This is a genomic window from Haloferula sp. A504, assembly GCF_044385805.1.
In the GTDB taxonomy this organism is placed as follows: Bacteria; Verrucomicrobiota; Verrucomicrobiia; order Verrucomicrobiales; family Akkermansiaceae; genus Haloferula.
In genome coordinates this window covers 47,059-62,218 of record NZ_JBISBU010000029.1, presented here as the reverse complement: position 1 = coordinate 62,218, position 15,160 = coordinate 47,059, and the positions used below count along the sequence as shown (strand labels likewise).

The window sequence follows — 15,160 nt, the reverse complement described above, 5'->3', positions numbered from 1 at the left end:
ACGCTGGTGAGCTTCGCCGTCGAGCGTGGCGTGCTGCGGATGTACCTGACCGGCCCGAACGGGGAGGAGCTGGTGTATTCGGGAACCCAACAACTTTAGGAACAGAATGAATACCGCGACGATCAAAGGAAGAGGCCGGAGTGGCTACGTGTCGTATGTCATGGTGCTCTCGCTCGGGATCACGATGCTGGTGATGTTGATCAACAGCTACCGGACCTCGATCCGTTCGCACGACACCCAGCGCGATGTCAGCCTGCGGGTGGACTACGAGATGAAGGAGGATGCGGTCCTGCGGGCAATCGTGCCGATCACGGCCAACCGGGCGATGATGTGCATGAAGGACCAGTCAAACTCCGGCAACAACAGCTACGAACTCCGCTGGCAGCGGATTTTCCGGGCGGCGATCGACCAGGCGATGGGCAGCGAGTCCATCGAAAACAAAACCCTCAAGCAGTTCGGACTCGAGGACTCGATCGTCGGCAATCCGGGCGATGCCACGATCTACTCGTCCAATACCTTCTGGGCCTATCATACCTACAACCGCCCGAGCTACGCCACGCCGGGCATCAACCAGGACTTCGGCGCCGGCTTTCCGCCGCCGCTTGAGAGCGTGACCTCCCAGGTCAACGACAACGACGACGTCTGGCCGATCATCAGCACCAAGAAATACTACGGATCGCTAGCGTCCGAGAGGGTGGGGGCGCCGGTCGCCGAATACCCTCAGTTTAACCTGATTCCCTACCCGCAGATCCGCTTCGGATATGCCAATCCGGGGCAGCCTTTCGTCGCCAAGCGGAATTGGTGGGCGTTCAAGATGGACCTGGCGGCGCACCAGCGCAACCGGACCGAGCTGGCCAAGCGGGAGCGGGATTTCGTCATCTCCATTTACGAGGTTCCCTCGCAGCTCGCGATTTCGGCCGAGGCCTTCACGGTGCTGGGCCAGCACGCGGACGGCAGTCAGTGGCAGGACTTCACGATCCAGGGCGGCGTGTACTCCAGCCGTGCGAAGATCGCCCCGGGGATGGCGCTCGAGCGTCTCTCCGGACGCCACGCGGTGGAGTTGCAAGGCGATGCGACCGTCGGCGACAATCCCCTCTTTGCGGCGGGCGAGGCGGTCACCAATCCCTTCACGCCGGGTGTGCGCGAGCGCTACGAGCTGGATCACGGCAGCTTCATGCCGGTGTCGCTGGCCTCGGAGTCCGGCCGGGCCGCCTTCGTGCCCATCAACCGCGGCGTCGAGTTCTTCGACCGTTACGCCCATGATCCGGAAACCAATACCGTCTCCCCGACGACATGGAACGAATACTCGGTGGGTGCACTGCAGTGCGCGATGAACCTGGACATCACCGACGTTCCGGATGCCGACACCGCCTTTCCCTCGGAGCTGACATTCCGCTATTTCAAGAACGGCCTGAGGGAGGAGCTGGTGATCGACCTCGGTGAGGGTCCTGATGCCGGGCTGCCCCCGGGTTACATCTACTGCGCCGACGAGCACGACACGGTGTTCTTCGAATATCCGGTCGATGTGGCCTATGGAAAGAACGGGTCCTACTACTACGAGGAAGGGGTGACGGGAAACGTGTCGTTCAACAACGCCCGCTTCGGTGACCCCCTGGTCGGCACCTTCAAGGCCGGTTACTACCGCCCGAGTTATCCCTTCGAAGTCGTGCTTCTCCACGAGACGAGACCATGCGTGAAGGTCTATCCGGAGCGCTTCGCCAACTTCCTCGGCCAACTCGGGGCGGACGGCCCGGAGGTCAATCACTCGATTTCGATCAACGTCGACTATCAGGGCAGCGCCTACCTTCAGAAGCCGTCCATCCCGTGCACCGATCTCGACTACGGCGTCATCCTCGACGAGTGCGCGGATCTCACGACCTTCACCAGGGGGTTTTCGATGGTGACGAACCTCCGTCTCTATCTCGCCGACGATTTCAATACCGTCGGAACGACGCCCCCGGCCGGCAGTGGATTGGCGTCGCCGTTCTATCCACCCGCTTCCCTTTTCGCGCCCGAGAAGCGCTACGGGGCCGAGTACAATCCGTTTCGCCTGAAGATCACCGGGCAGATGGGAAGTCTGGCCGGCGGGCGGGAGGATTCATCCCAATCCGTCCACCTGCTCGACCTGAAGAACGCGGCGGAACTGGAGATGGACCACGACAAGATCGAAGTGAACCTCTCTCCGATCGAGCACCCGGCCGCCCTGCCTCCGGTGATGATGATGAACTGGCTGGTCGTCTTGGAGGAGCGCCGCTCGGACCACTACGACTCCGCCAGCGGGACACCGTGAGTCCTCATTCCTCCGGATAGAGGATCCGTCCGCAGTTTTCACACTGGGCGATTTCGGTGCCGGCCTGCACCTTGATCAGGGTCGCGGGAATGAGCCGGACATGACATCCACCGCACTGACCGTTCTGGACCTGTGCGACGGCGAGACCATTCTTCTTCTTCATCAGCCGATCGTAGAGGGTGCTCAACTCATCCTCGATCCCGGCCGCGGCTTCATCCCGCAGGAGCCGGGTCTCCTCGACTTCGGCCTCGAGGTTCTTTCGCCTCTCCGCGAGGCTTTTCAGGTCCTCGTCCACGACCGACTGGCTTTTCTCAAGGGCTGCCTGCGCGGCTTCGAGGGTGCTGCGGAGGGTGTCCGCCTCTTCCATGAGTTCGAGTTGCCGGGTCTCGTATTTGTCGATCTCCTCTTCGTAGCGCTCGACTTCGTGGCCGAGGGCGCTGAACTCCTCGTTCTTGCGCGTCTCGAACTGCTGCTGCTTGAGCCTGCCGATGGTCGTGCGGCGGGTCTCGATATCGAGTTCGACGTTCTTGATGTCGACTCCGTTCCGCTGAAGGGCGGCCTTGGCGTCGGCGACCGCCTTCTCATCGGCGGCGAGCCGGCCCCGCGCACGCGATTCCTCCCCGGGAAGGGCGTCGATCCGCTTCTCGAGGTCGAGCAGGCGGCGGTCACGGTTCTGAACGATGAGAAGATCCTGAATCGATTCGAGCATGCCGGGTAAGTAGCGGTTCGCACCGGACCCGGCAAGCCCGGGACGGGTATTGCCATCGGGGGCCGAGTCGGGGCATGCTGGGGGCATCGATGGACGAGCTTGAACCGGAGAAGGAGATGGTGACGATCCGCTGCCCGGGTTGTGGCCAGCGTTTCAAGGTGGGTCCCGAGTTGGCGGGCAAAATGGTCGAGTGCGGTACCTGCGACCAGAGGTTCCGGGTCGAGGAGAGCGTCATGATCCGGACCAGGAAGTTCTACCCGGGCGAGCAGCGCGACCCTTCCCTGCAGCGCTTCAGCCGCGTTCCGCTCCGGAGCAGCCCGGCTCCGAGCTTCGACACGGTCGATCCGCCGCCGGATCCCGACCCGCGGGCCGTGGTCGATCCCGTTTCCCCGAGCCGGGTGCTCCTCGGGCTGGCGGGAGTCACGGGAGCGGTGATTGTCGCCCTGATACTGATCTTCGGAGGGGGAACCGGCGGCATCCTCGACGGGGCGCCAATGGCCAAGCGGTTGATTCTCGCGGGTTTCACCGCGCTGATCGCCTGGGTCCTGCTGTTCCTTGCCAATCCCGCCCAGCGCATCAAGGCCGTCACGGGGGGGCTGGCGATTTCCATCGTCCTCCTGGCGCTTCCCTTCCTCTTCACCCAGGGAATTCCATCCCGGGACGACGATTCCGATTTCGGGGCGGGCCCAACCCTGGTCCCGACCAATCTTCCGGACGACGGTGTTGCCTCGCCGGACGATACCTTCGCCGAACTCAAGGAGGAGATGGGGTACAACAAGATGGCCGAGGCTCTCGAGACCTACGGCATCGATGGAGAAAGCCAGGGCAAGACCGCGATCGGGATCTGGCTGCGCGACACGCGGCTCTACAACAAGGAGCAGATCGTCGATTACCTGATGCGGACGACCGGTGCCGGTCCCCGTTCATGGGCCTACACCCGTCCGCCTTCGGATTACCTGATGGTCCTTTACGACGTCAGTCCCGAACTCGGACGAATCCGCAAGCTTTGCGAACGGTTCGGCAAGGTGACCCGCGTCATCAGGGAGCTTCAGGTGATCGAGGTGATGGTCGACAACGATAGCTTCGTCCAGGGCCCCCTCAACAAGCTTCAGGATGCGGAGGACCCCTCCTTTTACGAACTGAACCGCCGGGAACTCGACAGCATCGACCTGCATCGGGCGAGCGCGGCGGTCCGCCGCCTGAGTTCCGCCGAGCCCCGCCTTTTCCGCACCGACATCGTGCGGCGGATGTTGGAACTCTTTCAGGAGGGGGATCTTGAAATGAAGGAGAACGTCGCCCGCGCGTTGCTGACCTGGTCCCGGCCCGAAGACGATGCACAGGAGATCGTGCGGGCTGTCGTGCTCGAGCGGATCCGCGGGAAAGAGAGCGTTCCGCGGTCGATGGTGGAATTTCTGGTAAGCCAGAAGGATGCGGAGTCCGCGCCGCTGCTCCACGATTTGTGGATGGCCGATGCCTCCGAGTGGGAGACTCTTTACGGCGACCTGGGACCCGTGATCGAGGATGAGCTGCTCCAGGGTCTCGGCGAGTATGCGCCCTTGCAGTTGATTTCGGCGGCGCGCCTGCTCGGGCGGGTCGGCACCGAAGCGAGCGTGCCCGTCCTGCAGGAGGCGCAAAAGGAAGCGACCTCCGAGCTGCGGGTCACCCTCGAGCAGGCCATCCGCTCGATTCAGGGTCGACAGTGAGGGACCGGCTCGCAGAGCATCGCTCCCGGTGAGGCTTGGTGACCTGAAGTCTCCGATCCCCACCATCCCCAGCCACCGTGGCGGAATCGGTAGACGCCGCGGACTTAAAATCCGATGGAGGTGATGGAATAGAAGGGATTTTTGGAGAGGACGAGTTTTGGACTAGACAATCGAAGAGTTTCTGGGGTTTCATGGGTCGCTACGGAGGAGCAAAACCATGGCCAGAAAGCGATCATCCGAGGTTACCCTGCGGCGCTACCGAAGCGAGGTGCGTCCGGAAATGAAGTGGGTCGTCTACTGGCCCGCGGCCACTCCGGGGAAGCCTCGCCGCTATCGCCGGTTCAAGCTCAAGAAGGATGCCGAGGAGTTCCAGGAGCAGAAGGAGATCGATGTTCAGAACAAGGGGACTGAAGCCGCTGCGGTTCACGATGAGGCATTGTCAGAGCTCAAATGGGCGGTTCAGGTGCTAGAGCCTCTGGGTGTTTCGATTAGGGAAGCGATCCAGTCCTTCGTGGACCGGCGAGCCGAGATCGCGGCCTCCGTGCCGGTCTCAGAGGCGATCCGGCAGTTCCGCGACTCGAAGGAGCGAGACGGGGCTTCGGAGCGCTACGCGAGGGATCTGAAGCTCAGGTTGGCCAAGTTCGAGGAACCCTTCGGCAAGAAGGCGGTCTGTGACATCACCGTGCGGGAACTGGATCGGTGGCTCGTCAGCCTGGGTGTGGGGCCGACCAGCCGGAACAACTACAGGAGGAACCTCGGCGTGTTCTTCTCGTGGTGCGAGGGGATGGGCTACTGCCAGAACAACCCGATGCGGAAGACGAGCCGGGCCAGGAAAAAGCCGCAGCCGGTCGAGATCTTCTCAGCGGACGATCTGCGGGTGATTCTGGAGAATGCGCCCGAGGAACTCTTGCCCGCCTTGGCGATCGGCGGACTGGCCGGAATCCGGGTGGCGGAGATCTCCAAGCTCGATTGGAGCGAGATCAACTTCGACAAGGGCCACATCGAGGTGGCGGCGGAGAACTCGAAGACGGCTTCCCGCCGGTTCGTGCCGATGGAGCCAGCGCTTCGGGCATGGCTGAAGAAGGTCGCTCGGGTGTCGGGGCCGGTGACTCAGAAGCGCCTCGACGAGCGCCTCAGCGAATACCGCAAGATCCTTCGCAAGGAGCAAAAGGACGACGATGGCGTGGTCTTGCGGCCAGCGGTGCATTGGAAGGACAATGGCCTGCGGCATTCCTACGGCAGCTATGCGATTGCTCGCGAGGAGAGCGCGGATCGGGTGGCGCTGTGGATGGGCCACACCTCGGCGGCGGTGACCTTTGCCCACTATCAGGAGCGGGCGACTACGGAGGAGGCAGAAGCTTGGTTTGGAGTGTTTCCGAAGGCCGAAGAGCCGAAGGGAGAGAAGGGGAAGCAGAAGGCAGGATAAATTGTTCTCTTTCGCGTATCGCGAATGAGGTGTCACCGGACTCTCCGGCTGGTGGTTTGGCCCAAGCGAGCCGCTCTGTTGGCGAGCCTCCAAACCCATCCGTGGCGGTATCTGGGATTCCCCTGCCTCAACGGCTTTAGGCGGTAGGGACCGGTGCCACGCTCAAAGTGAGCCTTCTCTCGCGCGATAGATTGCTGAAGGAGCTCCCGTGCGGTCGTCTCGGGGAGTTGCTTGAAATGCTGGTTGGCGGACTTCACGGTGTCGTAACGCACCATTTCGTCGCTTTCCCAGAGTTCGGGACTTTTTGCCAGTTCGGCAATCGTCTTGCGAATCCGCGTGTGGTTGATACGGGCTGGCTTCTTGCTCGGCCATGGGAAATTGAGCGATTCTGCCGCAAATGCTGTGTAGCTGAGAGAAACGCTGTCCAAGACCGTGTCTCCGACGGCTCTCATTGCCCGCCGCAGAGCGATTCTTACCACGGGGAGGATTGCTTCGAGTATCTCCTCTTCTCGTCGGGACAACCTGCGATTCTCGTTCCAGAGCGCCTTGCGGCCTGCAACCCACTCGCTGTATTTCTCCTCGCCCTGCCACTTGGGCCAGTGCTCGACGAGCATTTCGTTGCAATCGCGGATCGGAGCCCCCGGGTCGCCCGCCATCAGCCAACTCGCCGACACTCCGTATGCTGAGGAGATTGCGACCGCTTCTTCGGTGAGCAGAGTGCGGCCATACAGCTCCACCGCCTGAATTGTCCCTTTGCTGCTGCTGATCTGCTGCGCAAAGGACTCGCGATCAATTCCGAGTGCGTTGCGCAGAACAGCAACTGGATGGTTCTCTGCCGTTCGTTTGGACATTTTCAGTTAGAGTTTTGGTCATTCGATCGATTGGCGGGATCACTGGATTCCTATTCAACCCTAGGGAGTTCGGCACGACGCCGCTGACCGCTATGAAGCCACACCCACCCCACCTAATCGATGCCAAAGGTGCCGCCGAGATGCTCGGTGTCGCCCTGAAGACCGTCCGCAAACTCACCCAGGCCCGTCGCATTTCGTGCGTCCGCCTGAGTCGTCGCTGCGTCCGCTACGATCCCGCCGCGCTGGCCGAGTGGATCGAGCAACGGACCGTGAAGGCCATCACCCGCAAGTAATCGGGAGAACGAGCCATGAACTTCTCCGAACTTCGCGATTTGTGTCGGCACCGGCTTCTTGAATACGCCGAGCGAGTCGGCATCGAGTTTCACCGGTCGGGCAAACGCTGGCTGGCAAGGTGCCCTTTCCACCCGGACCGCAACCCATCCTTCTCCGTCTTCATCGGTCGGAATGGCCTTCCCAGGATCATCTGTTCGTGTGGATGGCAAGGGGACGTTTTCGACCTCGCGATCGCGATGGGCCGGGCTTCTGGATTCAAGGAGGCGCTCGATGATGTCGCGGCGGTTCTTGGGCTGCCGGTCGTCGGCGCGAGAACTGTGGCTCAAACTCCAAGTCGTCACCCGCGGGGGAGGAGAACTCCGCCCCGCCGTCCCCAATCAGAGCCCATCGTCCTACCTGCCGACTTCGAGGAGCGGCATCGACGTGCAAGGTGGCGTCTGTGGTCTTCGCCCAGGCTTTTGGCAAAGGTCGCGGATGAACTCGGCGTGCCTGTCGAAGTGGTCCGATCCCTCTGCTACACCACGGATGCCCTTGGGTGGGCAAGCGGGCGGCTGGTCTACCTCTACGAAACGGGGGCCAAGCTGCGGAACTTGCCTGGAAGGAAGCCTCGTTTTCGCTGGATCGTGGGGAAAGCAAGCCGTCCTTGGAGGTGGCACTTCGCCGCCCGCGAGGAGGTCAGGCGGATCTACATTTGCGAGGGCGAGTCCGATTGCGTCGCCGCAGTCGCGGCTGGACTGGAGGAATTGCACCCGAGGGGTGGGGGAGTGGGTGCGGCGGTCGTTGCTTCTCCGGGCACATCATTTCCGCTGGAGTGGGCGGAGCTTTTTCAGGGGAAGGAGGCACTGTTGCTCTTTGACTTGGATCAAGCGGGCACGACTGCCGCCGAAAAGGTCGCCGGACTGCTAAAGCCCTTTGCCCGTTCCGTGCGGGTTGCCGGGAAGGAGGGGGCAAGATGAGCAAGGAGCCGAAAGACCTTCGGGAAAGGTTTGTGGCTGAAGGGCCGGAAGGAATCCGGAAGTTTGCAGAAGGTGCCGCCCAGGTCTCTGAAGGCCAGCCGCTCCCAGAATCTCCAAAAGCGGTGCCCCTGATGGACCTGCGGACCGAGCCTCCGGAAGGGGCGGAACTCCTCAAGTCACGCCTAATGTTCCGAGCGGAGGGTATGGTGGTGGTCGGTCAAACGGGTGGTGGAAAATCTACCCTTTCGATCGGCATGGCGCTGCACTGGGGGTGCGGCCGGATTTATCTTGGGATCGCGCCGTCCGGCCCCCTCAAGATCCTGATTGTCGAAGCGGAGGACGTGGAATGGACCAACGGTTTCATGCGAGACGGGGCCTTGGTTGCGATGGAACCCCTTGATGACTGGGAACGCAAGTTGCTGAAGCAGAACGTGCACGTCTGCGAGACACGAAGCCACGTTGGGCCTGGCTTCTTTGACAAGGTGCTGCGTCCGCTCCTTGAGAAGCACCGTCCCGATCTCGTTTTCATCAATCCTGCCTTCTCGTACCTCGGAGGAGAGGCGAACTCTGCGGTCGATGTCGCCGATTTCCTGCGCGTTGGATTGAACCCGCTGTTGGAGGAATTTGACTGCGGAGCGGTCGTGTTTCACCACACGAACAAGCTGCCGGGGATCGAGTCGCAGCGCATGAAGGATGTGAATCCACTCTATCTCGCGTCTGGACACAACGAGTGGAACAACTGGCCGCGGGTGGGGCTGGCCATGATGCCCACTTCGGACCCGGAAATCATGGCTCTGGTTGCCACGAAACGCCCGAAGGCTGCTGGGTGGCGGGACGACGAGGGGAATCTCACTTCGACCTGCTACATTCAGCGGAGTGCTGACCCAGGAGAACCGTCATGGACGATGATAGGATGCGTCGAAGCTCGAAAATCAATGGCCGAGGCTTCGCCGAAGAAGGCCGGTCGGCCTGCCAAGATCACATTCGAAATTATCGAGAGGATTGCATTGGAGGCAGGTGTGGAAGGCATCCGCAGAGCGGAATTGACCGCGCAATGTGAGGACGAGTCCGGAGCAGCCAATTCGACTTGCAGAGAGAGGGTCCGCCAAGCGCTCGAGCGCGAGATTCTAGTCGTGCTGCGAGAGGAACAGCAGAAAAGGGCGGATGGAAGCCCTGTCGGTTGCCGAAAGATCCAAGTCCTCGGTCACAGGGAGGCGATTGCTGAAAACTTTCCGTCAATCGATGGAAACCCAATTCCGGCAGTCGAGAGCGATTGATCGATGAAAATGCCGCAACCTTTAGGTGCGGCATTTCAATCGATCGATCCCTGCCGGGACTACCGAACGCCAAATCCATGAGACAGAAATACAAGAAGCGGTTCTCAGAGAACCTGACAATTATCGTCGAAGTCGAAGCCCCGCTGGTCGAGGGAATGCAACCGACCGTGAACGCGAATGTGATCGGTCGGATGGTTCCGAAACATCTCCCCGCCTACATCGAGTGGATGGAGAGGATTTACCAAGAATGTGCCGACCACTGGCAGCAGACAATTGCGGTCATGCTTCCGACGGGGAGCAAGCACACCATGCTGGTGGAAGTCTTCAAACCATGCCCGGATACGGCGAGGAATTGAGCATCTCGCCCCCCCGCCCGGCATCTCGGAACTCCAGGTCCTTGCGTCTGTCGGTGAAGACGCAGCGGCCAGGCCAGATTGATGGGCTCGATGCTGAGTCGCGCGTAGTCGAGAACCGCTCAGCGGGAGACGGATGGATGGGTCACGAACTCCTACGTCTCCGCATGGGAACGAAAGCCGATCGTGGCAAAATCGAAGACTCGTTTCATCGGGCGATCAGGACCGCTGCCCTGAAGCGGACTTCTTCTTTGCCGCCTTTTTGGCTTTCCGGCCGGTTGCATCCGGTTTCTTCGTGATCGGCTCAAACGACACCGAGGGAATCGAGAGCATGCCATGAACGGACCGGGCTGTGAAGTTTGCCAGAGCTTCGCGGCAGGTTCCGTAAAGGATGGAGGCGGCGGTGACTTCGATGAGGGCGTTGCGCCTCTCTTCTGGATACGCTTCCGACACGGAGAACCAGCCGCGGACCACCACTTTTCCCGAGTAGGGTGCCTGCTTGGCACTGTCGGGTGTCCCAATCTCGACGGTCAGATCGACCATCCACTTCAGAGGGTCTTCAGGGTGCCGTTCGATTTTCCGGTTTGTCCGCAGCGAGTGGTGCCCGTCAGGTTCGGCAGACTCCGAGGCGGTGATCTCAAACGCCAGCAGCGTGTGATGCTCCAGAGTCAAGGGCGAGGCTTTAAGCGGCGTTGGCATCGTCGTGGTCGGCGATTTCGTCGGTTTCGAGGGTGAAACTGGCGAGGACTTCGGTCCTCGGCTCGGGACGGAAAGCGGCATGCACTTCGTCGTCCCGGTAAATTTGCCATTGCGCCTTCGCTCCCTTGGGAACGAGAGCCGTCGAGATCGAGGCACCGACAGCGTCGGCCGCACGCACCAGCGTCTCCATCTTGAAGTTGCTGGTGCCGTTGAGCATGGCCGTCACCCGGGACGGCCCTACGCCCATCTTCTTGGCGAGCTGGGTGCGGTTGATGCCCTTCTCCTTCATGAGGCCGAGGAGCTGCTCGACGAACATCAGCCCCTGGAATTCCGCTTCGCTTTCCGGATCGAAAGGGAGACGGGAAACGAGTTGCTGAAGCTCGCTGGGGCGGTCGGGTTTCTGGATTTCAATTTTCATCAGGTAGCGGGACGAGGGTGAGTTTGGTGGACGGGGCTTGCTTCGCTTTCAGGTAGGCCTTGCGAAGCTGCTTGGCCTTGGAGATGTCGGCGGACTGCTCTTTCTTGTTGCCCTTCTTCCCGCCGCAGGCGGCGACGATGAACTGGCAGCCAAGTCCTTGGATTTCATCGGGGAAAGTGTAGAAGCGGAGCCCGCTCTTGGTCTTCACTTCGAAAATCTGGTCTCCGACGTGCCGAAAGGTGATGCGGTTCTCGATCCGGTCGTGCTCCGCGACGACTTCGAGCCGCTTGAGGATGCTCTGAAGACCCTGGGGATTGCTTTTGCCGAGCTTGAGGAGGAAATCATGGGCGAGGTCCTTTCCGTTCAGGCCAAGCGTGACCACCCGCTTGGCAGAGCCAACATGCAGGGTGGTAAGCGTGATTTCCAGTGACTTTTTCACGCGCAGGTGAAATTTTGGTTAATTTTCCCTAAAGATCGCGGCGTAGCCTCACCTCCGGAGCATCGGCAGAAACGTTTTCTGAAGTAGCCATTCGGACGATTGTAACGGGTTGGTGTCTTTGGTGGACCGCTACTCCGAGTCCTCCTCTCCTTCCTCGCTTTCGGCTTCGGGGGCGATTCCTTCGGGGAGGTGTTCGACTTCCTTGCCCATCGCCGCCTCGACGAGGTCGAGAAGTGAACGGGTGCGGGCGGCGACGAAGCCGGCGAAATCGTCGTCCCTGAGCAACTCGGGATCGATTCGATGGGACTGGAGGATTTCGTCCATCCCTTCGTCGGCGATCTGGACCTGCTTGTGGGACTGGATGGCCTGAATGTAGGCGGAGGGAGCCTTGCCGCCGATCATCCGGTTCGCCTTGGCGGAAATCGGGGTCTTGTTGGCGATGCCATCGTACACCTTCCGGTCGATCCCGTTGTCCTCGCACCACTTGCGCGGGAAAATGTGGTGGATGTCGAGATTGATATCGCCTGCTTCGAGTTCCTGGATGTCGGACTTCCAAAAGAAATCCTTGGCACCGTCGCGGAGGACGAGAATGTTCAGGCCCTTGTAAGCGGCGCTGTTGCGGCTCCGCAACGTCGCCAGCCGGTTCTCTTGGAAATTCGCCTCGTAGACCGTGCGTGGCAGGGCATTGTCATCCTCAAACCATTCAAGGAGCTGCTCCAGATCGTTTGCAACACGGGTTTCGACCGCTCCTCCGTAAAGTTCTCCAAGGACCCCGCACCAGAACCAGCGGCAGAGCTTGTCGTAGATCCTCGGTTCCCGCCAGCGTTCCTCACCAAGCCATGTCATCACCGCGGCCAGCGGCACCAGCTGAGTTCGATAGGGGATGTCACGGTCGGAGAAGAAGCACTGGTTCTTGAGGAACTTGCCGACCTGTCCAAACCCGGCCTCCACGCGATCGGCCCAGCGGCGGTAGTCCTCCAGCGCCAACGACAGCATCGAAACGCGCTTGGCGCTTACGGGGGCGATACTCTTGCCGGTCTTGCCCGCCGCTATGTCGGCACGGCGGCGCTCCAGCGTATGAAGGAGGGTGATGGCCTGGATGAAGTCCGTGTTCTCGATCGGCTCCAGCAGTTTCTCCCGTTTCAGCCGTTCGTGCCGGCCCTCGACCTTCCGCAGGCGGCTGCCGAACCAATCGTCGCGAAGGTTGAAGCCGTCTGCGGCGAAGGAGGCGGTAATCAGCTCGAAGACCGTCAGTGGGACGCCGCCTGTGTTCACCTTCTCGAAGACGAGGCAGACCGCCTCTTTGCTGGTCTCTTTCCCGAGGGCGATGACCGGAAGCAAGTAGCTTCGGAAGGCGCTCAGCACCGTTTTCCGGAATGACATGTAGGTTCCGAACTTGTCCGGAGCGAAGTCCTGGAGGCTCTCTTCCCATGAGTCGGAGTTGAGGATCTCCCGGCAGGGGAACATCATTTGCGTGCACTCCAATTCACGAGTCGAAAGGTCGCGGTCCACCTTGCGGCCGAAGTCACTCTTGATCTGCCGGCCGGAATCGACGGCGAATATCGCCTCGTCCAGCCGGCCGTCCTCCATCGCGAGGGCGATGTCGATGTAGTAGTAGCGTTCAATCGGCTTCTTCTTCTCGTTGAAGGTCTTCACGGGCCGGTCAAGGGCCAGCACCTGGGTGAGTGAGGTCAGCCTCTGCTGGCCATCGAGAATCAGTTGGTCTGCTTCTGGCTGACCGTGGGGGAACGCGACGTTTTCCACCGGTCGCACCTGGAAGCGAACCTCACCACCCGTGTCGAGGAGCATCACCGCACCAACCGGAAAAGAGCGGGCAATGCTCACCAGAAGCGAGCGCACGTGCTCGTCGTCCCAAACCCATCCACGCTGGAAGTCGGGCAACTGGATCTTTCCTTCGGTGATGTCCTGGATAATGGTAGGAAGCGAAGTCTTGGTGCTGTCAAACGTGCTCATGATCTGGATAGAAGGAAGGGGGAAGGCCGGGTGGTTTCGGCTAGGAGAATTGAGCCTTGTAAAGGATGCGAATCAGTTTTCGAGGTGCTTTTCGATGAAGGCCTTGAGCGACTTCTCGACGGCCCTCGAGGAAGCAGGGATTTCGGTGACGTGGTCGTAGGTGAGCTTGAAGAGTTTGAGGTCGGACATGATGACGCAGAGAGAAGCTTTGAGATCAGGGCCAATAGTTCAAATGCAGTAACTCACGATCGACTTTCGGAAGATCCTCGGAGGCTGCTTGAAGCGCTCGCAGGCCGGCGTCTTTTAGGCCGGCTATGAAGCGATTTCGAGTACTAGTGGTAGATCTCGCCCATTCGGATTCGACCTTGTAATCCTCGACAAGCTGCTCCGGAGTCCTCTCGTCCTCAGGTATCTCCCCGGCATGTCGTCTGGAATATTCATTTAGAAGCCACCTTTGCCAACGACCATAGTGTCGATTTCTCATGATAAAATCCAGCAAGACGAAAGCTGGGAAGATGTCCGGATGTTGGTGGAAGTGAAATCGAGGCTGTCCATCAGGAATCGAGTGGACGTGAGGGAACGGGTGGTTGAAAATCTGTCCCCGCTCTTCAAAGGAATAGTCTAGCCGGTAGTATTGTGACTTGGCCCTCCGTCTCCAATACAAGAACTCCAAATCTCGATCTGGCGTGACCACTGCCTGGACAGAGCACCGAGTAATCAGGCTTTCGTTCCACGACAGGTCGATGAAAATTCCCACCCCCTGTGCCAGCTGACAGCTTTTGATGGATTGATAGACTGTCCTTCGATCAGGGTGCTGAATGCCGCATGCCGATTTGACGATGCGCCGGAAAAACTGGGTAGGGTTGTAGTGCTCATTCCGAAGGTCCACATCAGACCACTCAGTCGCGACTGGGAACCTGTATCTCCCGCTTCCTCTTCCACAACGGAAAAGGGAATTGGTTAAATTGGCCATCCCTTCCGCGCCAAGCAGCGGTTCAGTGCTCATCAGAGTCCTTCCAATTGATCCAAGATTTGCTGAATGGCGGGCCTGATCCCCAATACGGAGTTCTCAAGGACAGATTGGTGGTCAAAATAGGTGCTGCATGAGCAATAGTCAGGAGCCAGCTCGATCGGTTTGCCGGTTTCGAGCGGGATCTCCCTTCCGAGGCCGATGTGCTCTGTGGGCTGTGTCAGGCAATCAGGGCGGTATCCAGGACGACGATCAGGTTCATCTAGCCGCTCGTCCGTGCTATCGTAGATCGTCGTAACTGATACATGAAGACGTGATCGAATTACGGAGTGAATTCTTTGAATATAAGAGGAGTGATTCGCGAAAATTGAGTGCCTTAAAGAGTCGAATGCTTTGTGGAAATCCCTGAGGAAAGAGCGCCGAACAATGTGCAGCGAAGGGCCGCATGGCCCGATGATGGTCGCGTATTCTGAATCGTTGAATGTGGTTATCACTTCGATAAAGTCTTCCTTACTCATCGCCCATTCGGATGCCGCGATGTTAATGGGAACCAGTTCGCGACGCTGTAGGAACACTTCCAAGTGATTCCGATTGTAGGGCCCGTCACCGAGCTCTGTTGGGTGGTGATGAGTTCCGGCAAAGAGGCGGGCTTGGAGCAAGACGCGCTGCGTATCTGCGTCTTCCCAGTCAATCCCATACCAATCGGTAATGTCATCGCGGGTCCATTCCTGGCTTCTGAATAGTTGCAGGCGTCTAGAAACTTCTTCCGATGTCATTGATCTTGTAAGTTCAGGTGCGTCG

At 59.9% G+C, this 15,160-nt stretch carries 14 protein-coding genes; 7 read left to right on the top strand and 7 right to left on the bottom strand.

Annotated elements, in window-relative coordinates:
- Positions 1 to 106 precede the first annotated feature (106 nt).
- Positions 107 to 2,290, top strand: coding sequence for a hypothetical protein (locus ACG2LG_RS14045; RefSeq protein ID WP_396259965.1), 2,184 nt, complete (start codon positions 107 to 109; stop codon positions 2,288 to 2,290).
- 4 nt (positions 2,291 to 2,294) lie between these two features.
- Here ACG2LG_RS14045 and ACG2LG_RS14040 read toward each other — a convergent pair whose 3' ends face one another.
- Positions 2,295 to 3,086, bottom strand: a complete 792-nt coding sequence (locus tag ACG2LG_RS14040; RefSeq protein WP_396259963.1) for a zinc ribbon domain-containing protein — start codon at positions 3,084 to 3,086, stop codon at positions 2,295 to 2,297.
- A gap of 2 nt (positions 3,087 to 3,088) precedes the next feature.
- On the opposite strand from ACG2LG_RS14040, the gene ACG2LG_RS14035 reads away from it, so the two are divergent.
- Together ACG2LG_RS14035 and ACG2LG_RS14030 are read left to right on the top strand one after the other, a co-directional pair.
- Positions 3,089 to 4,702 carry a hypothetical protein gene (locus ACG2LG_RS14035; protein WP_396259961.1) on the top strand — a complete coding sequence of 538 codons (1,614 nt, stop codon included), beginning with the start codon at positions 3,089 to 3,091 and terminating at the stop codon, positions 4,700 to 4,702.
- A gap of 280 nt (positions 4,703 to 4,982) precedes the next feature.
- Complete coding sequence (locus tag ACG2LG_RS14030) at positions 4,983 to 6,128, top strand: tyrosine-type recombinase/integrase (protein WP_396259960.1); 1,146 nt, start codon at positions 4,983 to 4,985, stop codon at positions 6,126 to 6,128.
- Between the two features lie 32 nt (positions 6,129 to 6,160).
- Here the strand turns inward: ACG2LG_RS14030 and ACG2LG_RS14025 are convergent, their stop codons facing one another.
- On the bottom strand, positions 6,161 to 6,979 hold the full coding sequence (locus tag ACG2LG_RS14025) for a helix-turn-helix domain-containing protein (protein ID WP_396259959.1): 819 nt from the start codon (positions 6,977 to 6,979) through the stop codon (positions 6,161 to 6,163).
- 92 nt (positions 6,980 to 7,071) lie between these two features.
- On the opposite strand from ACG2LG_RS14025, the gene ACG2LG_RS14020 reads away from it, so the two are divergent.
- From ACG2LG_RS14020 to ACG2LG_RS14005, 4 genes are all read left to right on the top strand, one after another.
- A complete protein-coding gene (locus ACG2LG_RS14020) occupies positions 7,072 to 7,272 on the top strand; it encodes a helix-turn-helix transcriptional regulator (protein ID WP_396259957.1) in 201 nt (66 codons plus the stop codon).
- Between the two features lie 15 nt (positions 7,273 to 7,287).
- Positions 7,288 to 8,229, top strand: a complete 942-nt coding sequence (locus ACG2LG_RS14015; protein ID WP_396259955.1) for a CHC2 zinc finger domain-containing protein — start codon at positions 7,288 to 7,290, stop codon at positions 8,227 to 8,229.
- Entirely contained in the window at positions 8,226 to 9,506 is a 1,281-nt protein-coding gene (locus ACG2LG_RS14010; RefSeq protein ID WP_396259954.1) for an AAA family ATPase, read from the top strand. The genes ACG2LG_RS14015 and ACG2LG_RS14010 overlap by 4 nt, the downstream gene beginning before the upstream one ends.
- A gap of 77 nt (positions 9,507 to 9,583) precedes the next feature.
- A complete protein-coding gene (locus ACG2LG_RS14005) occupies positions 9,584 to 9,862 on the top strand; it encodes a hypothetical protein (protein ID WP_396259953.1) in 279 nt (92 codons plus the stop codon).
- 216 nt (positions 9,863 to 10,078) lie between these two features.
- Here the strand turns inward: ACG2LG_RS14005 and ACG2LG_RS14000 are convergent, their stop codons facing one another.
- From ACG2LG_RS14000 to ACG2LG_RS13980, 5 genes are all read right to left on the bottom strand, one after another.
- Positions 10,079 to 10,639, bottom strand: coding sequence for a hypothetical protein (locus ACG2LG_RS14000; RefSeq protein WP_396259951.1), 561 nt, complete (start codon positions 10,637 to 10,639; stop codon positions 10,079 to 10,081).
- A complete protein-coding gene (locus ACG2LG_RS13995) occupies positions 10,542 to 10,976 on the bottom strand; it encodes a helix-turn-helix domain-containing protein (RefSeq protein ID WP_396259949.1) in 435 nt (144 codons plus the stop codon). Before ACG2LG_RS13995 ends, ACG2LG_RS14000 begins: the two co-directional genes overlap by 98 nt.
- A complete protein-coding gene (locus tag ACG2LG_RS13990; RefSeq protein ID WP_396259948.1) occupies positions 10,966 to 11,415 on the bottom strand; it encodes a hypothetical protein in 450 nt (149 codons plus the stop codon). The genes ACG2LG_RS13995 and ACG2LG_RS13990 overlap by 11 nt, the downstream gene beginning before the upstream one ends.
- 129 nt (positions 11,416 to 11,544) lie before the next feature.
- The gene (locus ACG2LG_RS13985) at positions 11,545 to 13,389 is read right to left on the bottom strand and encodes a DUF262 domain-containing protein (protein WP_396259946.1); all 1,845 of its coding nucleotides are present in this window, start codon (positions 13,387 to 13,389) and stop codon (positions 11,545 to 11,547) included.
- 1,005 nt (positions 13,390 to 14,394) lie between these two features.
- Entirely contained in the window at positions 14,395 to 15,135 is a 741-nt protein-coding gene (locus tag ACG2LG_RS13980) for a hypothetical protein (RefSeq protein ID WP_396259944.1), read from the bottom strand.
- Between the last annotated feature and the right edge of the window lie 25 nt (positions 15,136 to 15,160).